Here is a 23,861-nt window from a genome sequence, read left to right as displayed (position 1 = left end):
GTTGCAATCGCTAATAGATCAGTGGCGCACGCAACTTTTTGCATAAAAGTGATCAGATGGGAGTGGATCCGCGTAACATTTGTTGCCCGCAGCCGTTGAGCATGGGTTTTTTGAAGGATGAGAGTAAAGGTTATGAACATGAAGAACTGGGGCCTGCCGCTGGCTGCACTGGCATTTCTGGCATTGGCCGGGTGCTCGACGCCGACCGTCGTGACCTTGCAGAACGGTACTCAGTACCTGACCACAGACACGCCGAATGCCAACACACCTGATGGTTTTTACGAGTTCACCGATATCGCCGGCAAGCGCGTGCGGGTCAAGGCGGCGGATGTCGCCACCGTGCGCAAGGAAGACTGACCGTGCAGGAGCCGGGTTGCCGGCGATGGCGGCCTTGAAACCCACATGTGATTCAAGGGCCTCATTGCCGGCAAGCCGGCTCCTACAGTTTGTTTCAGGTGATAACGAACGCCTCCGCCGACAGGCTGCCCAGCCCTACTCCCACCAACGTCACCGAGTTATCGCCGAACGTCAGCAGCGTATCGCTGCCCACCGCCTTGGCATGGTCGAGATAGTTGTACTGCCCGTCCACACCCTCCACGCCCATGAACACCAGCTTGTCCGTGGACTGGTAGCCCAGGATCCGGTCCTGGCCAAAGTCGCCTTCAAACAGGAAGGTATTGCGCCCGCCGCCCGCTTCCAGCAGGTCATTGCCGGCTCCGCCCACCAGCACATCATTACCCTTGCCGCCAATCAGGTGGTCACTGCCATCCAGGCCAAACAGCCACTGCCCGGCATCGCCCGCCTTGAGCACATTGGCACCGGTATCGCCCTTGAGTGACGACGCGTAGGCTGTCAGGTCCTTGCCCGCCAGCAGGCCCTTGTCGGTCACGCTGTGGGTCACGTCCTTGCTGAACAGCAACAGATAGCTCTCCTTGCTGACTATCGCGCCCATATCACGGGTCATGCTGATACCGCTTTGCCCGTCGCGGATATACAGGGTGCCCGCGCCATCGTTGGCCACCTCGACGTTTTTCAGCGATTGTTGCAGGTCCAGGGTATTGAAACCCTTGCCGCCCAGCAGGATGTTGTAGCCACCGCCATCGCGGAAGGTGTCGTTGCCGGCACGCCCTTCCAGGTAGTCATTGCCCCGGCCGCCCTGGATCAGGTCATTGCCGTCGCTGCCGATAATGAACGTGCTGCCCTTGTGGGCTTCGGCGTTGCGATTAAGGTCCTGCACCCAGGTATTGGCGCGCGCCGGGTCGGACAGGTTGGCAACGATGATGGTGGAGTCGCGGCTGGTCAGGTCATAGAACTTAGACTCCAGGATACGGCTCATGCCATCGCCATAACCGGTGGGCAAATGGGAGACCCAGGTCGGCAGGTTGAGGATGGAAAACGGCAGGATGTTCCACAGTGTCGAGGCGTAATGGTCGTTGAAGCTGACAATGTTATCGGCGCTGGAGGCGTGGGGTTGGTCGTGCACCCCAACGGACGACAGGTTGAACGACGAGCCGTCGAGGGCTCGATACACCGGATCGTTTTCATAGCCGATGTTCAACACTTTGTCGCCGCTGGCCTGGGTCGGCGAGGCATAGGCCACGTAGTTGGCGTCCTTGTAGAACCCCGACCAGGTGTCGTTGCTCAAGTCCGCCATGCTGTTGACCGCCAGGCCGCCCAAGCTATGGCCGCTGACCAGTACATCCTGGCCGCTCAGCCCCTGGGCAGTGGCATACGCGGCGACTTTGCCAAGCAAGTCGCCAAACGCTTGGCCAGCGTAGTTTTTTGCATAGTCCGCAGGGCCGAAAGCGGCCAGCAGGTCGTTGATCACATCGCCAATGGAATCAAGGATCAAGTTTTCCCGAGGGCCCGAAGTGCCACGGAAGGCGATGCCAATTTCCAGCAGTTTGCCAGCATCGTCGTATTTACCCAGGACCTCGACCTGGGCGCTGGTATAGCCGGCCTTTTCGCCAAAGAAAGTGCCCCGGGCATCGACCTTGCCGCCATAGTCGAGGGTGCTCGCACTGATGGGCGTCCAACCGGCCTTCTGCACGGCATCCAGGGCCGCCTTTTCCGAGTCGGGGTTCCACGGGATGCCGGGAATCACGCCTTGGGAGTTGCTGCTGCCAATCAATGCCTGCACCAGCGTGGCCGGCAGGCCCAGGCCGAAGCCATTTTGCTGGTAGCCCTCGGCAAAGCCGTTATCCAGGTTGTGGTAGGAATACAACGTGATCGCCATGGCGTCGGCGAACAGTGCTTTGGAGTCCTCAGTGGTGAGGTTTTTGTAGTCATAGACACCCATGGTATTGCCTCTCTTTTGTTGGAATTGTCGAGAAAGTCAAAAATTCGGGATATCACCCACCCTCCCTTGTAGGAACCGGCTTGCCGATGGCGTACTCAAGCTCATCGCAAGCCTTGAGGGCCTTATCGCCGGCAAGCCGGTTCCTGTGGAGTGCAAATCAGAAGGCCCAGTCCAGGCTCAGGCCCACGCCGTGGGTTTTCTCCTTGCTGGCCAGCAGGCCGTTGTAGTCAAAGTTCACCCGCGCATCCTTGGTCAGTGCCAGGCTGGCCCGCACGCCCACCAAGGCGGCATCGCGCACCATCGGCGAACTTTCCACTGCAAACGAGGGGCCACCCGAAGCGAACGCCAGGTGGCGCTCGGAATCGGTAGAGCTGAGGTTGTGCTGCCAGCCCAGAGTGCCGGAAACGTCCAGGGCCTGATGGTCAGTGAGGTTGAAGGTCTTCAAGGCCCGCACGCCCAGGGTGCTGAGCACCAGGTCGCGGGTGTCATCGCCGCCCTTGAGCGCGGCGGCGTCGCCTTTCTCGTTGAAGCCATCGCTGTCCAGGTGCACATAAGCCAGGTTGGCGAAGGGTTCCAGCGCCAGCGGTTGCAGGTTCAGGCGGTAAGCCGCTTCGGTGAAGACCTGGGTGCTGCGGGCATCGACCTTGGCTTTCTGCTTGCCGGCAACCTCGCCGTACTGCAACTCACGCTTTACATCGGCGCGATGCCAGCTGTAGGTCGCCCCGCCGCTCAGGCGCCAGGCGCCGATTTCACGCCCGGCATAGGCGCCAAAGTGGTAGCTGTCCACCGAGGCCCGCGAGTGAGTGCCATCGCCCATGTTCAGCGAGGTATCGCTGTAACCGGCGACCAGCCCCAGGCGCGTGTCGTCATCCAGCGCACCGTCCACACCCGCCAGCAGCCCGCCGATGGAGGTGGTGTAGCCCGCCGTATCGCTGTGGCTATCGGTTTTACCCCAGGCGCCGAGGGCCTTGACCCAGACGTTGCCGCGGGTGTCGAGGGTGTGTGGCGAGGCGCCCATTTCGCCCTGCTGCAGGCGCTCGCCCACCGCTTCACGCAGGTAGCGATTGTCGTTGACCAGCGCAGTCTCCAGGGCCGGGTAGATTTCCCCGGACAACTGCTGGAACGCCCCTTGCGCCGACGCCACACTCGGCGCCAGCAACAGGCTTTCATAGACGCCATTGCCGGCGCCCAGTTGCTCGGCAGCGGCCGCCACCGCGCGCTGATTGTCGGTCGCCGCCACACTGGCGAAGCTGTTGGCCGTACGCGCGACATCCAGTTGCACGCCGTTGGCACCATAGTTCAGGGTGCCGCCGACAAACAGGTAGTTGGGCAGTACCGAAGCAAAGCTGCCGCTGATCCCCCCGGCCGCCTGGAGGATGTTGTACTGGCGACCGATCAGGCTTTGCGCCTCGGGCTGGCTGAGCAAGGTCGGGCTGTTTTCCAGGGCCAGGGTCACGGTGCCGCCGTTGAGGGTCGCCTTGCCGCCGGCAACGATACGGTCACTGCTGCTGTTGGACAGTTCCACCGCGTAGGTGGAACCGGCGTCGAAGTTGACATCCCCGGCCACATTCAAGGTGCCGATGGAGTTGCCCGGCGCCACCGTACCGCCGCTTTTCGCGTGCAGCGCGCCGATGGCGCCGGAACCGCCCAGTACCCCGCTGTTGCTGACCGTGACCGCCGACGTCAGCGAGCCATTGACCGCCAGCAGGCCTTGATTGACCAGGGTCGGCCCGCTATAGGTGTTGTTGCCGGTCAGCACCAGCGTGCCGATGCCCTGTTTGGTCAGGCCGCCGTGACCGGAAATGTCATTGCTCCACACGTCCCGCCCGCAGTGCACATCGTCACACAGGCGCTGGGTGGGCTTGCCGGCGTCGACCACAGCCCCAACCCCCGGCAAGTCAGCGACAAACTGGCCGCTGCCGTAGCCGCCATCGATGCGAAACTCGGTGGGAATGTCCTCGGCGGTGATAAACATCCCCGGCCCGCTGACCGCCTTGCCCAGGTTGATCATGCCCCAGCCGTACAGCGAGTCGATGCCCGGCGCGCCAAGGTCGGTGGCCGTGCTCTTGAGCAGCGTGGAAATCTGCTCGCCGCTCATATACGGGAAACGCTCCATCAACACCGCGGCGGCGCCTGCCACATGGGGGGCGGCCATGGAGGTGCCGTTTTTATTGTTCCAGCCCAGGGTCATGTTATCGACCGTGGTGCCCACCATCACCGAGCTGTAAATCGCGGTGCCCGGTGCCGACACACAGAAGCTGGCGGCATAGCCGCAACGGGACGAGAAGGTGCTGATCACATAAGGGTTGGGACTGTTAGCGTCCGGGTTGCGCTGTAAGGCGGCCACCGACAGCCAGTTAGGTGCGATCTCAGGTACGAAATACGCCAGACCGGAAATCGCATCGGGGTTGTTCAGGTTGTAGTCGTTACCCGCGGCAAAGATCGTCAGCACGCCGCTGCGCGCCGCATTGATCGCCCCGGTGTAGGCCCCCCCTGGCGCAGTCCCCAGCAACGGTTTGATCTGGTCGAACTGGGCCTGTGCATCGCTGAGACTGAAATGGGGGAACGCGGGGTCCTTGCCGCCCTTGGCAAACTGATCGCCGATGCCGATCCCCCAACTGTTGTTGATGATGCGCGCACCGTGGGCCACCAGGCTGTCCCAGCCGGCCTCGTACACCGCACCGTCGTTGCCCAGGATGATGCCGTCTTCGGGGCCCGGGTCGCCGTTCTCGGCACTGAGGATCTGGGCGTTGTACGCCACGCCGTGCATCGGCCCGCCGTTCCGGTCGCCGGCGGCAATGCCACCGACATGGGTACCGTGATCGCCCAGCTTGCCGTTGGAGCCCAGGGACGGCGTGCCGTCATAGCGGAACGCCTCGCCAGCCTTCACCGGGATGTACGGGTCGGTGTATTGGCGGATCCCTTGCGTCACCAGGGTCTGCACCTTGCCCGGGCTGGAGAACTCGGGGTGCTGGGCATATACCGGCTGGTCGAAAATCCCCAGCTTCACGCCCTTGCCGCTGTAACCTGCGGCATACGCCACATCGGCATTGACCGCGCCCAGGCCCCAATCGGCCTTGAACTCATTGCTGCGCCAACTGGCGACATCCCCCAACTTGCCGGCTTCCACGTAGGGTGCGGCCTGGGCGGTACCCAGGCTGGCCAGGCAACACAGCAGCGCGCCGTATGGCACGCGACTCAGGGCCTTGAGCGGGTAGCCCGGGCCTGTTGGGATGGCGGAGTGAAACCCTCGTTGTTTTGCGTTCACGGTGACCTTCCTTAGTTTTGTTGCGTTTGTTGTTCTTGTTCACACACCCGGTAAGAGCCGGCTTGCCGGCGATGGCGGCCTTGAAGCCCACGCATGATTCAAGGGCCTCATCGCCGGCAAGCCGGCTCCTGCCAGGGGTGTTTAGAATTGCCAGTCCAGGCTCAGGCCTACGCCTTGGTTCTTCTCCCTTGAAGCCAATTGGCCGCTGTAATCGAGGTTGATCCGGGTGCTGTCACTCAGCGCCAGGCTGGCCTTCAAGCCCACCAGCGCGGCGTCGCGTTGCAACGGTGTGCTGCGCACGGCAAACGACGGACCGCCCGCGACAAAGGCCAGGTGCTCCTCGGACTCCACGGGTGACAGGCTGTGTTGCCAGCCCAGGGAGCCGGAGAGTTCCAGTTGCTGCCGGTCATTGAGGGGCAGCGTCTTGAGGGCGCGCAGGCCCAGGGTGCCGAGGGTGGCGTCACGGCGATCGCTGCCGCGTTGCAGGGCTGCGCTATCGCCTTTTTCACGCAAACGTTCGCTGTCCAGATGCACATAGGCCAGGTTGGCGAATGGCTCCAGGGCCAGCGTGTGCAGGTCCAGGCGGTAGGCCGCCTCGGTGAATACCTGCAAGCTGCGCGCATCCAGCTTGGCCTTTTGCTTGGCGCTGACGTCACCGTATTGCAGGTCGCGCTGCACATCGCCGCGATGCCAGCTGTACGCACCACCCACGCTGACCCGCCAGTTGCCCAGTTCGCGTCCGGCATAGGTGCCCAGGTGGTAGCTGTCGACATCGGCCGACGAATGCGTGCCATCGCCCATGTTCAGCGAGCTGTCGCTGTAGCCCGCCATCACGCCAACGCGAGTCTGTTCGTCCCATTGGCCGTCAACCCCCAGCAGCATCCCGCCGATAGAACGGGTGTAACCGGCATATTCGCTGCGGCTGTCGGCCTTGCCCCAGGCACCGAGGGCCTTGATCCAGAGGTTGCTTTCGCCCGTGGCAGGCACGTGGCGCAGGCGCTCGCCAACGGCATCGCGTACCTGGCGACTGTCATTGATCAGCATCGCGCCAACCGCCGGGTAGATCTCCCCAGACAACTGCTGGAACGCCTGGCGGGCAACCCCGACGGAGTCGGCACTCAGCACGCTTTCATACACCGGGTTACCGGCCCCCAACTGCTCGGCAGCGGCGGCCACGGCGCGCTGGTTGCGGGTCGCGGCGACACTGGCAAAGCTCGCGTCATTGCGCGCGATAGCCAACTGCACACCGTTGGTGGCGTAATCGAGGTTGCCTCCCAGGAACAGGTAGTTGGGCAATACCGCACCAAAACTGCCGGTAACCCCGCCCGCCGCCTGCAAGATGTTGTACTGGCGGCCGATCAGGCTTTGCGCCTGGGGCTGACTGAGCAGGGTCGGGCTGTTTTCCAGGGCCAGGGTCACGGTACCGCCATTGAGGGTGGCCTTGCCGCCCGCGACAATGCGGTCACTGCTGCTGTCCGACAGTTCCACTGCATAGGTCGAGCCGGCCTCGAAACTGACATCCCCTGCCACGTTCAAGGTGCCGATGGAATTGCCCGGCGCCACGCTGGCCCCGCTGTTGGCGAGCAACGCCCCGACACGCCCGGAACCACCCAGGGTGCCGCCATTGTTGATCGTCACTGCCGAGGCCAGCGAGCCATCGACCTTCAACACACCACCATTGACCGTGGTCGGGCCGCGATAAGTGCTGTCGCCGCTGAGTACCAGGCTACCGGCGCCGGACTTGATCAGGCTGCCTTGGTAAATGCGCTGGGTCGCCGCCGCATCCCGGGCCATGCCCACGGCGTAGTCAGTCTGCTCCTGCTGGCTGGCGCCGGCGCCCAGTCCATTTTCCCAGCCCTTGTCCTTCAAGGTCTGTTGCCATGCCAGGTGCTCGGTGCTGTCCTCGCCCTGGCGTTGCAACAGCGCCTTGTCGGAGATGCCATTGCTCCACACATCCCCCTGCCCGGCCGCCAGATTGACCTCCATGGCGCCCAGCAACTGCCCCGGCCCATGCATCGCCCGGGCCAGGTCCGGCACGCCCCAGCCGACCTTGGCGGTTGGCCCCTCGGTCAGTGAACCGTCCAGTTGCGTGGCCGTGGTCAACAGCACTTGCAGGGCCTGTTCATTGTTCAGATACGGGTAGCGCTCCATCACCAGTGCCAAGGCGCCGGTGGCATGGGGCGCCGACATCGAGGTGCCGGACTTGATCCCATAGCCACCGCCGGGAATGGTGCTGTCGATCAACGCCCCTGGGGTGGAAATGCACCAGTACTTGGCGATGCCGCACTGGTTGTATTTCTGGTTATTGGCCTTGTCCAGGCCCGACACCGCCAGCCAGTGGCCTTCCAGTGCCGGTTCAAAGTACGGCAACGCCGAGCGCACGCTGGCGTTGGCATAGCCGCTGTTGCCGACGCTGAACACATTGATCACCCCGGCCCGGGCCACATCGGCGGCGGCGTCCAGCCAGGTGCCCTGGTTGAAGTGCTGGGCGTAGGCCGCGTGCAGATCACCCAGGGTCTGGTAGCTGACATCCTTGGGCTGGCTGCCCCAACTGTTGTTGATCGCACGCACCCCGGAATCGACCATGGCGCTGTACACCGCCTTGAAGTATTTGGGGTCGGGCGTCGGGCCAAACAGGAAGCTGTCGCTGGCGTTGGTGTTGCCCACATAAATCTGCGCGTTGTAGGCCACGCCATGCATGCCGCTGCCATCACGGGCCGCGCCCATCGTGCCGGTGACATGGGTGCCGTGGGAGTCGTTGTTGGGGTTCAGCGCGCCGGTGGTGGAGAACGGGCGGCCATCCACATAAGTGCCGTTGGCGCTCACCGGGTGAAAGCGCTCAGGGGAGGCTTCTGGATGGCTGGCATCGAAGCCCGAGTCCAGGGCGCCGATCTTGACCCCGGCACCACTGATCCCCATGGCATAGGCTTGATCGGCCTGCATGCGTCCCAGGCCCCAGTCCCGCTGATACTCCGCCGAGCGCCAACTGCCAGGATCGCCCGGCTTGCCCGTTTCCACGTAGGCTGCGGCCTGGGCGGTCCCCAGGCTGGCCAGCCCACACAGCATGATGCAGCGATAGCCTTGTTGTTTCGCGTTCACAGTGAGCGTCCTTTTTATTGTATGTGTTCCCCCTGTGGGAGCCGGCTTGCCGGCGGCGGTGAGCTTGAGCGCGCCATCGCCGGCAAGCCGGCTCCCACAGGTCAGCGTTGGGTGGGGCCGAAGGCTTCATCGACCTTGGCCAGGTCGGTGTCGCGCAGGTTGCCCGCGTAGTAATGCAATTTGGTCCAGGCCATCAGGTAGTCGTAACGGGCCTGGGCCAGGTCGCGACGGGTGCTGTACAGCTGCTGCTCGGCGTTGAGGGCATCGAGGTTGACGCGCTCGCCGCCGAGGATGCTTTGCTTGGTCGACACCACCAGCGCTTCGGCGGAGGCCAGGGCCTTTTGGTAAGCCCGCAGCTTGCTGGCGCCGGACAGGCAGGCGCTGAACTGGCGACGCAGCTCAATCAAGGTTTCGCGGGTCTTGCCCTCCAGCTCGTATTCGGCCTGCTCCATGGAGCGACTGGCCTGGCGGGTGGACGCCGATACGCCGCCGCCGGCATACAGCGGCATGCTCAGTTCAATGCCGATGGTGTTGGTGTCGTAGCGCTGGTTGTAGGTGTTGCTGCTGTCGGACTCCTGCCGGCGCGAACTGGCATACGCGGTGATGCGTGGCAAGTGCCCGGCGCGGTTGCGTTCCACCTCATAGCGCGCCACTTCCACGGCCTGGCGCTGGGAGGCCAGGCTCGGGTTGTTGGTCAACGCCAGTTCGTGCCAGCTGTCGTAGTTGGCCGGTGCCAGGGTGAAGGCGGTAAAGTCAGGGTTCAGCGGCGCCAGGTCAGCAATATTGACGCTCTGTACGCCGAGCAGCGCCCCCAGTTCGCGCAGCGAGGCGTCCTGTTCGTCGAGGGCCTGGATCTCTTCGGCGATGGCCAGCTCATAACGGGATTCGGCCTCCAGAATGTCGGTACGGGTGCCCTCGCCTTGCTGGAACAGGTGCTGGTTCTGCTGGAACTGTTGCTCGTATGCCTTCTTCTTCGCCCGGGCGATATCGATCTGGTCTTGGGCGAACAGGGCCTGGGTGTAATAAGTCAGTACCCGCACCAGCAGCGCCTGGCTCTTGTCGCGAAAACTCTCGTCGGCAAACAGCGCCTGGGCCACGCCCTTGCGGTAGTTGGCGTAGGCTTCGTAGTCGAACAGCGGTTGCTGCAGGGTGAAGGTCGAGCCGTAGCTGCTGTAGTTACGATCTTCGCTGGACTTACCGCCCCGGCTATTGGGCACTGTGGCCTCGGAGTTGTTGCGCCCCTTGTTGTAGTTGTAGGACAGCCGGGGCAACAGGCCGGCGCGGCCGATGGTGCGATTTTCCAGGCCGGCATCACGTTCCTTGATCGCGCCGAGGAACGTCGGATCGTTACGCAGGGCCTGTTCATACACATCGAACGGGCCCATGGCGGCCTGGGCACTGCTGCACGCGAGGAGCAAGGCGATGAACACAGGTTTCATGCTCATTCCTCGGTCAACGCCGAGCCGGCACGGTCGAGCAACGGCTTGAACAGGTAGTTGAGCAACGAGCGCTCGCCGGTACGCACAAACATCTCGGCGGGCATGCCGGGCTTGATCACCAGGCCCTGGAGTTTCTCCAGGGAGGCATCGCTGACCGTGGTGCGCAGCACGTAGTACGGTGCGCCGGTCTTTTCGTCGAGCAACTGGTCGGCAGAGATCAGGCTCACTTCCCCCGGCACCCGTGGTGTACGGCTCTGGTTGAAGGCGGTGAACAGGATATCGACCGGCAGATGGCTGCCGACCTTGTCCACCAGGTTCACCGGCAGGCGCCCTTCCACTTCCAGGCGCGTGTCCTGGGGCACGATTTCCAGCAGGGTTTCCCCGGCCCGCACCACCGCACCGATGGTGTGCACGCCCAGGTTGACCGCAATGCCATCGGCCGGCGCGTTGATTTCACTGTGTTGCAGGTCGAAGCCGGCGGACGCCAGCTGCTGCTCCAGGGTCAGGCTGCGCAGTTGCGCATCGGCCAATTGGCTGCGGACTTCTTTCTGGTATTCCTCGCTGTGTTGTTGCAACTTGAGGCGCGATTCGAGGATGCCCTGCTCCAGGCGCCCGCTTTCGCCGCTGTTCTGTGCCAGGTCCTGTTGCACCTGGGACAACTGGCGCTGGTACTCCAGCAGGCGATTGCGCGGGATATAGCCGTTGTCGGCCAGGGGTTGCAGGTTAGCCAGTTGATCACGCAGCGATTGCGCCTGGGCGTTCAGGTCCGTGCGGGCACGGCGCATGCCGTTGAGTTGGGCGCTGGCGCCTTCGATGTTGGCGCGGATCCCGGATTGTTCACGGGCAAAGGCATCGCGCCGGCTGCTGAACAGCTGGCGCTGGCCTTCCAGGACCAACGCCAGGGCAGGATCGGGGTCGGTACTCAGGGCGGCGGGAAAGATCACCGCCGGCAAGCTGTCGCGCTCGCTCTGCCAGCGGGCGACGCTGGCCCAGGCCATGCGGTACTGGGCTTGCAGGGATTGTACGTCGGCCTGGCTTTGGGTCTGGTCGAGGAGAAACAGCGGCTGGCCTTGTTTGACCACCTCGCCTTCGCGCACCAGGATCCGGCTGACCACGCCGGGGCTGAGGGTTTGCACGGCCTTGCGCTTGCCGGACACCACCACTGTGCCCTGTACCGCAATGCCCTGGTCCAACGGTGCCAGGCTGGCCCAGAGAAAGAAACCGCCGGCGCCGAGTATGGTCATCAGCCAGCCCAGGCGGGCGAAAAAGCGCGCATCGCGCTCGGGAAACACTTGCGTATCAACGTTCATAAACCACGATTCCTGTAGGAGCGAGCTCGCTCGCGAAAAACTTGAGAACGCCGCGTCAAACCGGCTCTCCCTTACGGTCGCTCACGACCATCGCCGGCAAGCCGGCTCCTACCTGGTGCCTCGGGATTTTCCCGGGGCGCTTGCCCGGACAGCGCCCGCAGCACTTCCTGGCTTGGGCCGAACGCTTGCAGGCGGCCTTCGTTGAGCACCAGCAACTTGTCGGCCTGGGCCAGGGCCGAGGAGCGGTGGGTGACCAGGATCACGCTGCTGCCCTGGGCTTTCATCTGCATGATGGCGCTGGCCAACGCCGCCTCACCCACGGTGTCGAGGTTGGAGTTGGGTTCGTCGAGCACGATCAGGCGTGGCCCGCCATACAACGCACGGGCCAGGGCCACCCGTTGTTTCTGCCCGCCGGACAGGCCGCTGCCGTCGTCGCCCAGAACAGTGTCGTAACCCTGGGGCAAGCGCAGGATCAGGTCATGCACCCCGGCTTGCTGGGCGGCCTGCACCACCCGCTCGGGATCTGCCTGGCGAAAACGTGCGATGTTGTCAGCGATGCTGCCGCTGAACAGTTCGATGTCCTGGGGCAGGTAGCCGATATGGGGGCCAAGGTCGTCGCGGTCCCAGCGATGGATATCGGCTCCGTCCAGGCGCACCGTGCCAGCCAGGGTCGGCCACACGCCCACCAGCACTCGCGCCAGGGTCGACTTGCCGGAGCCAGAGGCACCCAACACCCCCAGCACTTCACCGGCCGCCAGCTTGAAGCTGACCTGATGCAAGGTCGCCGCCCGCCGCCCCGGCGGCCCGGCGCTGACCTGTTCGAAACTCACCTGGCCCTGGGGTGCCGGCAAGGCCATGGCCCCTGCCCCCGGCGGGAATTCCTGCAACAGCTCATCGAGGCGTTGATAGGCCAGCTTGGCCGAGCTCCATTGCTTCCACACCGCGATCAACTGGTCGATGGGGCTCAACACCCGCCCCATCAGGATGGTGCCGGCAATCATCATCCCGGCCGTCATCTGCCCCTTGATCACCAGCAAGGCGCCTAGCCCCAACACCAACGATTGCAGGAGCAGGCGCAGGGATTTGCTCAGGGAGCTGATCACCGAGCCGGTATCGCTGGCCTGGTTCTGCAAGCCGAGAAACTGTGAATGCACCTGGAACCAGCGGCTGCGCAACGCTCCCAGCATGCCCATGGCCTGGATCGTCTCGGCATTGTGCAAGTGGCTGGTTGCCAACTGGGTGGACTGTTGGGAGTAGCCGCTGGCTTCGCGCAACGGTTTTTTGGTCAGGTATTCATTGAGGCATGCCAGGGCGATCAACAGCACCGTGCCCACCGTGGCCAGTACCCCCAGCCAGACATTGAACAGGTAAATCACCAGCAGGTAGATCGGAAACCACGGCGCATCGAAGAATGCAAACAACGCCGGCCCCGTGAGGAACTGGCGGATATGGGTCAAGTCTCCCAAAGATTGCCCGGCGTGGCCTTCGCCTCGTTGCAGGTTGCGCTCGAAAGCGGCCTTGTACACCTGCAGGTTGAACCGGCGCTCCAACTGGCTGCCGATACGGATCACAATAAAGCTGCGCACCACTTCCAGGGCGCCGATAAAGGCAAAGAAACCCACCACCATCAGGGTCAACATCACCAGGGTGGTTTCGTTCTGCGATGACAGAACCCGGTCATAGACTTGCAGCATATAAATGGACGGCACCAGCATCAGCAAATTGATCAATGCGGTGAAGCAACCCACACTGATCAAGATACTTTTATAGTCGCCAAGGGCCTTAAACAACGGTGCAGCGCGAGTGGTCTTCGCCATCTTGATTGATCTTCCCAGGGCTAAAATACGCACAATAGTCTGTCCGGTACTCCATAAGGAAGCAGGCAACTATTTAACATGTGCTTAGTTCATCGAAAGTGACAGATAGATGACTGCCAATTTCAATAAATGACTCTACGGTCAGTGGTTATAAGGATATAACCGTTTTGCTCAGTTACTGCGTGCGTTGCAATATCAGGGCTAATCCGGACTTGGAGGTCGCGGTATATTCGCCCTCTTTCTGCCGATTCAGATGGGTAATCCCCGTACCCTCGGCGTTCATCAACCATATTCCGTCTGGCGTGGGCAGCCATGTCCGGGGTTGTTCCCCCAGCCACTGTTGCGCGCACAGCACATCACCGCGCAAGCCGTTGTCGGCGATCAGGTCCAGTTCGCACACCTGCTCTTGCTGGCGTAATTGCCAATGGCCAGCCAACTGCGCGGCGCTGGGTAAAATGAGACTGCTTGCCATTGCGTGGGCTCCTGCCAACACCAGCAATGCCTGGATACAACAGGCGATTGCGTTGCGATAAATGTTCATCACCATTACCCGTTTACAGGCCTGTTGCAAGGCAGAGGGCAGCGCTGCAGCGCCGCCCTCCTTACCCCTTGATCAGGCCACGATGTCGCTGTAGGCCGCCTGGCCTACGGTGGTGACGAGGAAATCCGCCACGCCGTGCCCGGAGAAGTCCACCGCCAACGTGCCCAGGTTGGTACCCGAGGCGTACGTGAGCACCGCATCGCCGGCAGCGCCAGTGAACGCGCTGACGAAATGCAGGCCGCTGCCGTTGGTGATACCGGTCAGGTCGATCTTGTCCGAACCCGAGGTGAAGTCGAGGATCTGATCGGCAGCACCCGGCTTGGAGTCGGAGCTGGCACCGAACACAAAGGTGTCCGAACCCGCGCCGCCCCACAGTTTGTCGGCCCCGCCACCGCCGTAGATCAGGTCATTGCCGGCACCACCCTTGAGGGTGTTGGCCACGGCATTGCCGATCAGCAGGTCATTGCCCGAGCCGCCAAAGGCGTTTTCCACTGTCACGCCCTGGGCGATCGATACGTTACCCACCAGTCCGCCCACATCAGAGAACGAAGTCTCGTTGAGGTTGATTTTCTGGTTCTGGGTAAAGCCGGAGAAGTCCAGGGTGTCGTTGCCGCCGCCGTCCCATACCGAGAACACCAGCTTGTCGGCATTGGAAGTGGCACTGAGGTGATCGCGCCCGGTGTTGGAGTTGAAGCCGTAGGTGGTATCGCCGGCACGGGTGTCGTAGTTGGCACCATAGAGCTTCTGGATCGCTGCGATATCGTCGATCAACGGGCCGGACGCGTAGGCCTCCACGCCGCCTTTGGTGAAGTTCTGGTTGGTGTTGTTCTCGCCCCAGTAACTCATGACGCTGTAGCCACGCGTGTCCTGGCCGTAGTCCGCGTCTCGGTAAGACGGGTTACCGGTCCCGGCGTTGTAGTCGCCAGGGTGATCCAGGCCCAGGGTATGGCCGATCTCGTGGGTCAGGGTCTGGCGTCCGTAGTTGTTCAGGCCAGGGTTGATGTTGGCGGTGTAGCTGTTATTGATCAGGTACCAGGAGGTGCCATCCGTGCCGCTCGTGTGGTACTTCTCATTGGTGCCCGGCAGATAGGCAAAGGCAGCGGCGCCATCCTGGCCCGCGCTGTAGTTGCCGAAGGTCATGTGGAAGTCGCCGCCCGAGGCTTTCTCGGTGAAGGTGACATTGGCCACATCGGCCCAGGATTGCATGGCCAGTACCGCTTGGCCTTTTTGCAGGTTGCTGAACTGGCTGAACCCGGAGATGCCATGCTTGTTCATGGTCGACGAGGAGGCCGACGTCAGGAAGGTGTAGGTCAGATCGATCCTGCCGTTGCCGTCAACGTCCCGGTATGCCGCGTTTTCGCGTAGCAAATGGTCGGCTGCCTGGTCGACAGAGAACGATGGTTTGCCATTGACCGTGAGGTTACCGCCACGGTCATACAAATGGCTAAAGCTATCGATTTGTGAATAGGCGCTACTTGTTTGAGCTGCCGATACAATAGCTTTGTCTTTTACTTTCGACATAAACGTACTTCCTTGTTTGCAAGTGGAACAGTTTTTGTCCGATAGCGACGCGCTCTGGCGAGATCGTCCTATCACTCGCCTCTTATGAAGGCGAAAGAAAGCTGACACACTTCGAAATCACACGTCCAGTATTTTTTTTGCGGAAAAATTACACCGAACGAATAATGCCTGCAAACACTGGGAAAGCGGTGTTTATATTCTTTTTATAGGCGGATTGGCGGGGAGCGGACTATTTAAATATTAAATAGTGCTAAACAGCTAAATGCCAGACAGGTCACATTTCAATATTGAATGGATCCAATATATTGAATGGGGTGCACTTTAAAAGTGCCACCGTGTCATTAGGAATGATTAAGTAGCTATTGTTTTATTATTATTGACAGGTTGTTATTGGCGCAGTGGTTGGCATAGGGTTATGCCGGCCCCTGTAGGAGCCGACTTGCCAGCGATAGCCCTCTCAAGGCCGCCGCCACCCCGCCTGACGCAGCGCTTCAAGCAGCGTCTGCCCCTCCAGCCCCGGTACCAGCACGCCATCGGCGGTGGTCATGTCTTCCCCGGCCAGTATCGCGTTGATGATGGCCTCCTCCACTGCCTCCGCCGCTGCGCTGAACAAGGGCGAAATATGATCGTTATTGACCATGCTCAACGCCGTGCTGAGAGGCAGGTCCTTGCGCCCGTAATCGGCCGCCGGCAGGTCATGGTTGCCGGTGGCAAACGCCAGGAACAGATCGCCGCTGGAGTCCTCGGTGCCACCGCCGGTGCGGGCAATACCAATGGACGCGCGTTGTGCCAGGCGTTGGCACTGGTGCGGCAGCAGCGGCGCATCGGTGGCGATAATCACCACAATGGAGCCCATGCCCGGCGTGCCGCGGTCGGCAAACGGCGAGGCAATTTCCATCAAGTGCCGCCCCACCGGATAGCCATCTACCCGCAGTTCCTGGCGCTTGCCATGGTTGGCCTGCACCAGCACGCCCACAGTCCAGCCGCCCTGCTGCGCCGGCAACTGGCGCGAGGCACTGCCGATGCCACCCTTGAACTCATGGCAGATCATCCCGGTGCCACCGCCCACGGCCCCCTCCTGCACCGGGCCGGATTCCGCAGCGGCCATGGCCTGGAGCACGTGCTCCGCACCGATATGCTGGCCCCAGATATCGTTGAGCAGACCGTCATAGGTCTCCATCACCACCGGCATGCACCAGTACACCGCGGGGTCCGCCAGGCTGTCGCGCTCCAGGGCAATCAGGGTGTCGCGCACAATGCCGATACTGTGGGTGTTGGTAATCGCCAGGGGGGTGGTCAACAGCCCGGCTTCACCGATCCATTCCAGGCCGGTGGCGTCGCCGTTGCCATTGAGCACGTGATACCCGGCAAAACACGGCTGCAGACGTGCAGCCCCGGCCCGTGGCTGGATCAGCGTGACCCCGGTGCGCACCTGCTTGCCGTTGATCTGCTCCTTGAGCGTGCTGTGACCGACCCGAACGCCGGGGACATCAGTAATCGCATTCAATTTGCCGGGCATACCCAGCCCCAACGTAATGCCCAATTGACGTGCGCGCATAACCACTCCTTACAGTTTCTGAAACGCCGGACTCGACCGGCCGCTGATGCAATACAGGATCACCGACAACGCCAGCAGGCCGATGATAACCATGATGTCGCGCATGGACGCCGCGATAAACAAGGTAAACAACAGATACCCCGCGCCCGCCACGGCCAGCAATGCCGGCGCCGGCCACAGGGGCATGCGATACGGGTGCAAGCGATCGCGCAACAGCACCCGGCTCAGCAGCGCGCTCAACGCGACGATCAGGTACACCAGCATGATCAACAACACACTGAAGGACGTCAGGTCTGCCAGATTGGAGCTGAAACTGAGCAGCGCCGAAGGAATCGCCAGGAACAGCGTGGCCAGCCATGGCGAATCCCAGCGCGGGTGGATACGGGTGAAGAGTTTGTTGACGGTCGGCGTCCACAGGACATCGCGGCCGCTGCTGAACACCACCCGGCCAATCTGGATCACGATGGCGACGATGGCGTTGAACACCGATAGGAAGATCCCGGCGCTGACCAGGCGTGACAGGGTTTCATTGCCGTGGCTGGTCAAGAGGTAGCCGATGGGGTCCGGGCTGCTGATCATCTCTTGCAGGGACGGCGCGCCGATCAACAGCGCGGTGATCGGCACCAGTTCAATCACCACCACCAGGCCCAGGGACCACAGCACCGCCTTGTGTACGCCCTTGCCGCCGCATTTCATGTCCTCGGCCAGCAGCACCGCAGGGCCGTAGCCATTGAACGAGAACAGGCCGATGCCCACCGCGCCGATCACCAGCGCCCAGGGCGCCAGGTGCAGCACGCCGTTCTCGACGATCTGCGGTTGGAACAGCACACTGGCCGGCTGCACCGGGTTGCCAAAGCCGATAAACACAATCACCAGCAACGCTGCCACTTCCAGCAGCAGACAGGTGCCGGTGATCCAGGCATTGAGTTTGATATTGAGAATGCCCAGGGCGTAGCTGCACACCACAATCACCAGGGCCACGGTTTGTGAGTCGAATGTGGTGCCCAGGGCATTGTTGAGGTAAGTCGCCGCGCCGGTCGCCAGCACCGGCGGGATAAACAGCAGCATCACCAGTACCGTGAGGAAGGTCGCGTAACCGGCCATGCCACCAAACACACGCTTGGCGTACACATACTCGCCGCCAGCGCTGTTATGGGCGCGCCCCAGCTCGGCGTAGCAAAAGGCAAACATCAGCGCCAGCAACCCGGCCATTACAAACGCCAGGAACACCCCGCTGCCAGCCTGCTGGATCGCAAACGGGGCAATAACAAACACGGAACTGGCCGGAGTCACCGCCGAAACGGTAATGGCCACCACATCGAACACACTCAAGGTAGGTTTCAGCACGCCATCGGGCGCGGGGGTTGTGCTCATATCGTTATCCTCTTGTTTATTCTTGGTTTGAGGCAGAAACGAAAAAAGAAAAAGCCGATGCGGGATATGTTTCCCGTTGAATGCCAGGGAATCTAGGCGCTGTGCCGGCACCCGCCAATCCCCCTATTGGAGTACTCCCCTTGACGTGTTCGTGCAAAAACCGAACCCTTGGCGATCTTTCAGCTAGTGGAGCCCTTCACATGAGCCTGTTCAGGGAAATCGGCATGCATGCGGGCCTGGGGCGCACCGTGTCGCAAATTGGCACCGAGCGTTTCTGGAAACAGCTGGTGTTGCTGCTGCACCAGAACCTGGCTTTCGATAACGCCCTGGCGATCTTCTATCCGCTGGAGGGCCCACCCCAGGCCTTGGAAGAGTACGACGCACAGCCCACCAGCAAGCCGGCGTCGATGCTGGTGTACCTCAATGGCTTGTACTTGCTCGACCCGTTCTTCCAGGCGTGCCGCGAAGGCTATGCCAGTGGCGTCTATCGTCTGGAAGAGGTGGCGCCGGACCATTTCCGCCAGAGCGAGTACTTCCTCAATTACTTCCACGACAATGTGCTGGAGGATGAAGTGCAATTCATCCTGCAACTGCCGGGCGTGGGCACCTTGTCGTTGTCGTTGGGCATGCAGCGTGTGTTTAGCGCGGCGCAAACCGGGCTGTTGACGCTGCTGGCAGCGTGGGTGCTGCCGCTGATGCAGCAGCACTGGCAACAAAGCACCCAGCGCGCACCGGCCGGTGCGGCCATGGCCAGCCAGATTCGTGATGCATTGAGCCATTTTGGCAGTGGTGTGTTGTCTGAACGCGAACTGGAAATCGCCCGCCTGGTACTGCGTGGGTTCTCGTCCAAGGCCATGGCCGAACGCCTGGGCATCTCGCCGGACACGGTCAAGGTGCATCGGCGGCACCTGTACGCCAAGCTGGATATCTCGTCGCAACCGGAGTTGTTTTCGTTGTTTATCCAGTCGTTGGGGCATGACCTGGAAAACCCCTGATTGCCGGCGATGACGGTGTCCCCCCACCAAAGAGGCTGGCTGGACTATCGCCATCGCGGGCAAGCCCGCTCCCACAGGGGATCTGCGTTGGGTGCAGGATTTGGTGCCACGTCGCAATTCAAATGTGGGAGCTGGCGGCGGTGTATCAGCCGCCAGAAACAGTGACTGGGCTATCGCCATCGCCGGCAAGCCGGCTCCCACAGGGGATCTCTGTTGGGTGCAGGCCTTAGCGCCCGGTACGGATGGTGTTCCAGATCCGTGTGCGGATGCGGTCGATCTTCATCGGCATGGCTTCGAGGGCGAAGAGTTTGCCCATCATTTCCTCGCTCGGATACACCTTGGTGTCGCTCTTGATCAGCGGGTCGACCAGGCTGTCGGCAGCGCTGTTGCCGTTGGCGTAGTGCACGAAGTTAGTGATATCGGCCATCACCTCCGGGCGCAGCAGGTAGTTCATGAAGGCGTAGCCGGCCTTTTCATCCGGGGCGTCGGCGGGCATGGCAACCATGTCGAACCAGATCGCCGCGCCTTCCTTGGGGATGTTGTAGCCGATATTCACGCCATTCTTGGCTTCCTTGGCGCGAGTTTCGGCCTGCAGCACGTCACCCGAGAAGCCCACGGCCACGCAGATATCGCCATTGGCCAGGTCACCGGTGTATTTCGAGGAGTGGAAGTAGGCGATGTAGGGCCGCACTTTGATCAGCAGCGCTTCAGCTTTCTTGTAGTCCTCGGGGTTCTTGCTGTGGTGCGGCAGGCCCAGGTAATTGAGGGCGATCGGCAGCAGTTCCGGGCCGTTATCGAGGATCGCCACCCCGCATTTGCTGAGTTTTTCCATGTACTCAGGCTTGAAAATCAAATCCCAGGAGTCGACCGGCGCATCGTCGCCCAGCACCGCCTTGACCTTGTCGATGTTGTAGCCGATGCCGGTGCTGCCCCACAGGTACGGGAAGCCGTGTGCATTGCCCGGGTCGTTGGTTTCCAGGGCCTTGAGCAACACCGGATTGAGGTTTTTCCAGTTGGGCAACTGACGCTTGTCGAGTTTTTTCAGGGCCCCGCCCTGGATCTGCCGGGCCATGAAGTGGTTGGACGGGAAAACCACGTCGTAGCCTGAATGACCCGTCATCAACTTGCCGTCCAGGGTCTCGTTGCTGTCGTACACGTCGTAACTGAAACCAATCCCGGTTTCCTTCTGGAAATTCTTGGTGGTGTCCGGCGCGATATAACTCGACCAGTTGTAGATTTTCACCGTTTCGGCGGCCTGCGTCAGGGACGCCACCAACATCAAGGGCAACAGGGCAATGGGTCTCATGGTTCGATTTCCTGGCGATTATAGGGCTGTTTTTATGGCAGGCGATCAAGGATCAAAAGATTAAAGGATCAACACATAGGTCTTGCGCACGGTCTCCTGGATATCCCAGATGCCGGTGCTGTTGGCCGGTAGCATCAGTGCATCGCCGGCTTCGATATGCAGGGTTTCGCCGCTATCGGGGGTGAAGGTGCAGCGGCCCTGGATAAAGTGGCAGAACTCCTGGGCAACGATCTGGCGCCGCCAGCGGCCCGGGGTGCATTCCCAGATGCCGGTTTCGACGCCGTCGTTGCGTGCCACGCTAAGGGTGGAGGCCACGGCAACCGGGGCGCCCAGGGGCACGGCCACCGGGCTTGAGTCCGGCAAATGGCGGTTAAGGGTGTCTTTGAACTGGGTAATACTCATAGTCATACCTGTGGTGATTGAAGCGACTTAGTGCATGAAACCTTCCATGAAGCCGGCAATCGTGCTGGCCAGCTTGCGCCGCCAGGGCGCGGTATTCGGGTTGGCCAGGGTCTGGTCCTCATGGACAAAACTGCGGATGATCGCGTTGTAGCCCAACCAGCGGCATGGTTCCGGCTCCCACCCCTTGAGGGCATTGAGCCCGCCTTCACGCAGCACCCAAGGTTGCTGGACCAGGGGGGTGTCACGCGCCAGGATCAGGTCGGCCAGGGTCCGACCACCGAGGTTGCTGGCACCGACACCCTCCCCGCCATAGCCACCGGACAGGGCAATGCCGCTCTGCTTATCGCACAGCATGTGTGGCCTGAACCGCCGGGACATGCCGAGGTTGCCGCCCCAGGAGTGGGTCACACGCACATGCTTGAGTTGCGGGAACAGCTCGCAGAACAGATAGCGGCGCAGTTGCACTTCGCTGTCAGTGAGCTCGAAGTTATGGCGCAGCTTGCCGGCGAACTGATAACCGCCACGGGCACCGAAGACCAGGCGGTTATCGGCGGTGCGCTGGCCATAGGTGACCTGGCGGCTGCTTTCGCCGAAGGCCTGGCCCTGGCTCAGGCCGATTTCCTCCCAGGTACTGGCCGGCAACGGTTCGGTCGCCACGATCAGGCTCTGCACCGGCAGTTGATAGCGGCCCAGGGGCTTGAGCGTCGGTGCATAGCCCTCTACTGCTGGCACGATCCAGGACGCCCGGACCTGGGCCTTGTCGGTGCGCAAACTGCCGGATTGCCAGTGGGTGACCGGGCTGTTCTCGTAGATCGCCACCCCCATGGACTCGACCACCCGCGCCAGGCCGCGCACCAGTTTGGCCGGGTGAATCGTCGCAACGTGGGGGGTATAGACCGCGCCATAGGCCGAAGCAATGCGGATCTGCCCGGCCAGTTGCTCGGGGTTGAGCCAGCGGTAGTCGTCGTCGGTCAGGCCCTGGTCGTGGAGCTTGGCCAGGTATTCGCGCAGGCTCGCTTCCTGCTCGGGGTAACGGGCGGCGCAGTGCAGCGCCCCGCCCTTGCGGTAGTCGCAGTCGATGCCCTCGCGCTGCAGGACCTGCCCGACCTCGTCGGGGATGCCGTGCAGCAGATCAAATGAGGCCCGGCGCTGCTCGGCAGGCAACCCCGCGAGCAAGCGGTCTTCGCCCAGCAGGTTGCCCATCAACCAGCCCCCGTTGCGCCCGGACGCCCCAAAACCGGCAGTCTGCGCCTCGACGATCACCACGTTGAGATGCGGCGCGTGACACTTGAGGTAATAGGCCGTCCATAACCCGGTGTAGCCGGCGCCAATAATGGCCACATCGACATCCAGGTCCTGGCCGAGGGGCGCACGCGCTTGCAGCGGCTCTTGCAACTGGTCCATCCATAAACTGATCTTGCGCCATGCCGGCATGCCGAAACTCCACCACCAAACGTCGATGGCGTGATCCTAGTGCCTGGCTTCAGCCGTCGTCTTGCGCGCGTGCACGCAGGGAAATGTGTTTGACATAGGCCTTGGGCGACATGCCTGTGTGCTGGCGGAAACAGCTGTAGAACGCCGACAGCGAATTGAACCCGGCGGCAAACGCCAGTTCATCGATACGGATCGGCGGCGTGGCGCCCTCCAGTGCCACCAGCAAGTGCTGCAGGCGGGCCTGGTTGACGTAGCGGTAGAAGCTCTGCCCCAGCACCTGATTGAGCAGGTAGGAAATCTGGTTGCGGCTGTAGCCACATTCCTTGGCCACCCGCTGCAGGTCCAGTTCGGGGTCGAGATAGGGTTGCTGGCGTTGGAAATACTGCAGCAAATCGTTGGCCAGGTAGCTCAGTTGCTGGGGCGACAGGCCCAGGCGGCTGACAGTCGGCCGCGTGCCCTGGGACTGGGAACGGCTGGTGGCGGGCTCGTGCACCAGGGACGCGTATTCGTTGACGCGCCAGATCAACCCGTCGCGCACGGTGATGGCCTCACTGGTACGAAACGACACCAGCCCCTGGCCACCACGCAAAGTCACGCGGTACTGGATAAATGCGGTATCCCCATCGGTGCGGATGCGATCCGTGTGCTCAATGGCCTCGTCCGGGTCCCGCGGCATGCTGGCTTGCAGATACTCACGCAACTGATCGAAGCCCATCACGCGGTTCTGGAAGAAGTCGTGGTACTGGATATCCGGGTGATAGTGCGCCATGACCCCGTCCAGGTCGCGACGCTTCCAGCACAGGTGATGGCGTAGTACCACGTCGGCAGTCGCTTGCGTCTGTTGTGGGCTATCGGCCAGGACGGTCTGTGGCATACAACACTCGAAAACGGCTAAAGCCTGGAGCTTGCACAACTTTACCGAGTGCTTCAATGGCCAAGTGACAGTTTTAAGTAATGGCCTTTTGCCTAAGCATTTGTAAGACATGACCCACGTCAAACTTCTTGCAAGGACCTGCCGAACGGATAGAAAAAACCCCGACGCTAATTGCGAGTGAGTGCTATTTTTTAAGCTTCACGGTCAGGACCATTGATGGGCCTGACGCCCTTGCCGCGAGCTAAAGGAAGTGCTCAATGAACAAGGTGGGCAGTATGAACAAAGTGACGTTCCCCAATGCATGCCAACTGATGCGCTGGCATTTTCACCCGCTCGGTTTTGAAGGCAGCATGGACGCGCCCGGCAGCATGATCGCGCGATTGTTTGATCGAGTGAACGGCGAAACCCTGATTGCCATAGCCGGCATTCCCTGTGCCACGGTAATGAACGCCACGGATGTGGAGCGAATCATCGAGGCGATCGAGGCTGAGTTGGAGTCGTTTGTACGGCCACAGCTGCTGCAGGCCTGACAGATACCCTTGCAGGAGCCGGCTTGCCGGCGAAAAAACCGAGGCCACCGCAGGGCATCAGGTACCCGCGTTATCGCTGACGATCTTTCGCAGG

The 23,861-nt window shown here is 61.8% G+C and carries 17 protein-coding genes; 3 read left to right on the top strand and 14 right to left on the bottom strand.

From position 1 onward, the window contains the following. Window positions 1-132 precede the first annotated feature (132 nt). Window positions 133-357, top strand: a complete 225-nt coding sequence (locus HZ99_RS02965) for a YgdI/YgdR family lipoprotein (RefSeq protein ID WP_038441259.1) — start codon at window positions 133-135, stop codon at window positions 355-357. A gap of 94 nt (window positions 358-451) precedes the next feature. Here HZ99_RS02965 and HZ99_RS02960 read toward each other — a convergent pair whose 3' ends face one another. The 10 genes from HZ99_RS02960 to HZ99_RS02915 form a co-directional block, all read right to left on the bottom strand. Then, window positions 452-2,299 carry a polyurethanase gene (locus tag HZ99_RS02960; protein ID WP_038441257.1) on the bottom strand — a complete coding sequence of 616 codons (1,848 nt, stop codon included), beginning with the start codon at window positions 2,297-2,299 and terminating at the stop codon, window positions 452-454. A 157-nt stretch (window positions 2,300-2,456) separates the two neighbouring features. Beyond that, window positions 2,457-5,534 (bottom strand): autotransporter outer membrane beta-barrel domain-containing protein, encoded by a 3,078-nt coding sequence (locus HZ99_RS02955; RefSeq protein ID WP_404942448.1) that lies wholly within the window; start codon window positions 5,532-5,534, stop codon window positions 2,457-2,459. 174 nt (window positions 5,535-5,708) lie between these two features. Continuing rightward, the gene (locus HZ99_RS02950; RefSeq protein WP_051903273.1) at window positions 5,709-8,633 is read right to left on the bottom strand and encodes an autotransporter serine protease; all 2,925 of its coding nucleotides are present in this window, start codon (window positions 8,631-8,633) and stop codon (window positions 5,709-5,711) included. Between the two features lie 134 nt (window positions 8,634-8,767). Further along, entirely contained in the window at window positions 8,768-10,105 is a 1,338-nt protein-coding gene (locus HZ99_RS02945; RefSeq protein WP_038441251.1) for a TolC family outer membrane protein, read from the bottom strand. 2 nt (window positions 10,106-10,107) lie between these two features. Next, complete coding sequence (locus tag HZ99_RS02940; RefSeq protein WP_038441249.1) at window positions 10,108-11,415, bottom strand: HlyD family type I secretion periplasmic adaptor subunit; 1,308 nt, start codon at window positions 11,413-11,415, stop codon at window positions 10,108-10,110. 71 nt (window positions 11,416-11,486) lie between these two features. After that, window positions 11,487-13,232 carry a type I secretion system permease/ATPase gene (locus HZ99_RS02935; protein ID WP_051903012.1) on the bottom strand — a complete coding sequence of 582 codons (1,746 nt, stop codon included), beginning with the start codon at window positions 13,230-13,232 and terminating at the stop codon, window positions 11,487-11,489. 175 nt (window positions 13,233-13,407) lie between these two features. Beyond that, on the bottom strand, window positions 13,408-13,773 hold the full coding sequence (locus tag HZ99_RS02930; protein ID WP_080727768.1) for an AprI/Inh family metalloprotease inhibitor: 366 nt from the start codon (window positions 13,771-13,773) through the stop codon (window positions 13,408-13,410). A gap of 72 nt (window positions 13,774-13,845) precedes the next feature. Continuing rightward, complete coding sequence (locus HZ99_RS02925; protein ID WP_038441247.1) at window positions 13,846-15,294, bottom strand: serralysin family metalloprotease; 1,449 nt, start codon at window positions 15,292-15,294, stop codon at window positions 13,846-13,848. 457 nt (window positions 15,295-15,751) lie between these two features. Next, the gene (locus HZ99_RS02920) at window positions 15,752-16,852 is read right to left on the bottom strand and encodes a P1 family peptidase (RefSeq protein ID WP_038441245.1); all 1,101 of its coding nucleotides are present in this window, start codon (window positions 16,850-16,852) and stop codon (window positions 15,752-15,754) included. A 9-nt stretch (window positions 16,853-16,861) separates the two neighbouring features. Beyond that, window positions 16,862-18,226, bottom strand: a complete 1,365-nt coding sequence (locus HZ99_RS02915) for an APC family permease (protein WP_038441243.1) — start codon at window positions 18,224-18,226, stop codon at window positions 16,862-16,864. A gap of 200 nt (window positions 18,227-18,426) precedes the next feature. Here HZ99_RS02915 and HZ99_RS02910 point away from each other — a divergent pair, with 200 nt between their 5' ends. After that, window positions 18,427-19,221: a helix-turn-helix transcriptional regulator gene (locus tag HZ99_RS02910; RefSeq protein WP_038441241.1), complete on the top strand. Its 795-nt coding sequence runs from the start codon at window positions 18,427-18,429 to the stop codon at window positions 19,219-19,221. Window positions 19,222-19,447: 226 nt separating this feature from the next. Here the strand turns inward: HZ99_RS02910 and HZ99_RS02905 are convergent, their stop codons facing one another. Genes HZ99_RS02905 through HZ99_RS02890 form a run of 4 tightly spaced genes read right to left on the bottom strand, consistent with a single transcriptional unit; the run spans window position 19,448 to window position 23,237 of the window. Beyond that, window positions 19,448-20,527, bottom strand: a complete 1,080-nt coding sequence (locus HZ99_RS02905; protein ID WP_038441240.1) for a polyamine ABC transporter substrate-binding protein — start codon at window positions 20,525-20,527, stop codon at window positions 19,448-19,450. A 60-nt stretch (window positions 20,528-20,587) separates the two neighbouring features. Next, on the bottom strand, window positions 20,588-20,929 hold the full coding sequence (locus HZ99_RS02900) for a cupin domain-containing protein (protein WP_038441239.1): 342 nt from the start codon (window positions 20,927-20,929) through the stop codon (window positions 20,588-20,590). A gap of 27 nt (window positions 20,930-20,956) precedes the next feature. Continuing rightward, on the bottom strand, window positions 20,957-22,363 hold the full coding sequence (locus HZ99_RS02895; RefSeq protein WP_038441238.1) for an NAD(P)/FAD-dependent oxidoreductase: 1,407 nt from the start codon (window positions 22,361-22,363) through the stop codon (window positions 20,957-20,959). Between the two features lie 49 nt (window positions 22,364-22,412). Next, window positions 22,413-23,237: a helix-turn-helix transcriptional regulator gene (locus HZ99_RS02890; RefSeq protein WP_038441237.1), complete on the bottom strand. Its 825-nt coding sequence runs from the start codon at window positions 23,235-23,237 to the stop codon at window positions 22,413-22,415. 257 nt (window positions 23,238-23,494) lie between these two features. Here HZ99_RS02890 and HZ99_RS02885 point away from each other — a divergent pair, with 257 nt between their 5' ends. Then, window positions 23,495-23,767, top strand: coding sequence for a DUF1652 domain-containing protein (locus HZ99_RS02885; protein WP_038441236.1), 273 nt, complete (start codon window positions 23,495-23,497; stop codon window positions 23,765-23,767). Window positions 23,768-23,861 lie beyond the last annotated feature (94 nt).

The sequence above is a fragment of the Pseudomonas fluorescens genome (assembly GCF_000730425.1).
Taxonomy (GTDB): Bacteria; Pseudomonadota; Gammaproteobacteria; order Pseudomonadales; family Pseudomonadaceae; genus Aquipseudomonas; species Aquipseudomonas fluorescens_X.
The sequence above is the reverse complement of the archived record's forward strand: the minus strand, read 5'-3'. Positions and strand labels throughout refer to the sequence as shown.

Excerpts from the sequence above, each read along its gene's own strand:
- HZ99_RS02965 (WP_038441259.1), top strand. The coding sequence starts at position 133 with ATGAACATGAAGAACTGGGGCCTGCCGCTGGCTGCACTGGCATTTCTG.
- HZ99_RS02960 (WP_038441257.1), bottom strand. The coding sequence starts at position 2,299 with ATGGGTGTCTATGACTACAAAAACCTCACCACTGAGGACTCCAAAGCA.
- HZ99_RS02950 (WP_051903273.1), bottom strand. The coding sequence starts at position 8,633 with ATGCTGTGTGGGCTGGCCAGCCTGGGGACCGCCCAGGCCGCAGCCTAC.
- HZ99_RS02945 (WP_038441251.1), bottom strand. The coding sequence starts at position 10,105 with ATGAAACCTGTGTTCATCGCCTTGCTCCTCGCGTGCAGCAGTGCCCAG.
- HZ99_RS02940 (WP_038441249.1), bottom strand. The coding sequence starts at position 11,415 with ATGAACGTTGATACGCAAGTGTTTCCCGAGCGCGATGCGCGCTTTTTC.
- HZ99_RS02935 (WP_051903012.1), bottom strand. The coding sequence starts at position 13,232 with ATGGCGAAGACCACTCGCGCTGCACCGTTGTTTAAGGCCCTTGGCGAC.
- HZ99_RS02930 (WP_080727768.1), bottom strand. The coding sequence starts at position 13,773 with ATGAACATTTATCGCAACGCAATCGCCTGTTGTATCCAGGCATTGCTG.
- HZ99_RS02925 (WP_038441247.1), bottom strand. The coding sequence starts at position 15,294 with ATGTCGAAAGTAAAAGACAAAGCTATTGTATCGGCAGCTCAAACAAGT.
- HZ99_RS02920 (WP_038441245.1), bottom strand. The coding sequence starts at position 16,852 with ATGCGCGCACGTCAATTGGGCATTACGTTGGGGCTGGGTATGCCCGGC.
- HZ99_RS02915 (WP_038441243.1), bottom strand. The coding sequence starts at position 18,226 with ATGAGCACAACCCCCGCGCCCGATGGCGTGCTGAAACCTACCTTGAGT.
- HZ99_RS02910 (WP_038441241.1), top strand. The coding sequence starts at position 18,427 with ATGAGCCTGTTCAGGGAAATCGGCATGCATGCGGGCCTGGGGCGCACC.
- HZ99_RS02905 (WP_038441240.1), bottom strand. The coding sequence starts at position 20,527 with ATGAGACCCATTGCCCTGTTGCCCTTGATGTTGGTGGCGTCCCTGACG.
- HZ99_RS02900 (WP_038441239.1), bottom strand. The coding sequence starts at position 20,929 with ATGAGTATTACCCAGTTCAAAGACACCCTTAACCGCCATTTGCCGGAC.
- HZ99_RS02895 (WP_038441238.1), bottom strand. The coding sequence starts at position 22,363 with ATGCCGGCATGGCGCAAGATCAGTTTATGGATGGACCAGTTGCAAGAG.
- HZ99_RS02890 (WP_038441237.1), bottom strand. The coding sequence starts at position 23,237 with ATGCCACAGACCGTCCTGGCCGATAGCCCACAACAGACGCAAGCGACT.
- HZ99_RS02885 (WP_038441236.1), top strand. The coding sequence starts at position 23,495 with ATGAACAAGGTGGGCAGTATGAACAAAGTGACGTTCCCCAATGCATGC.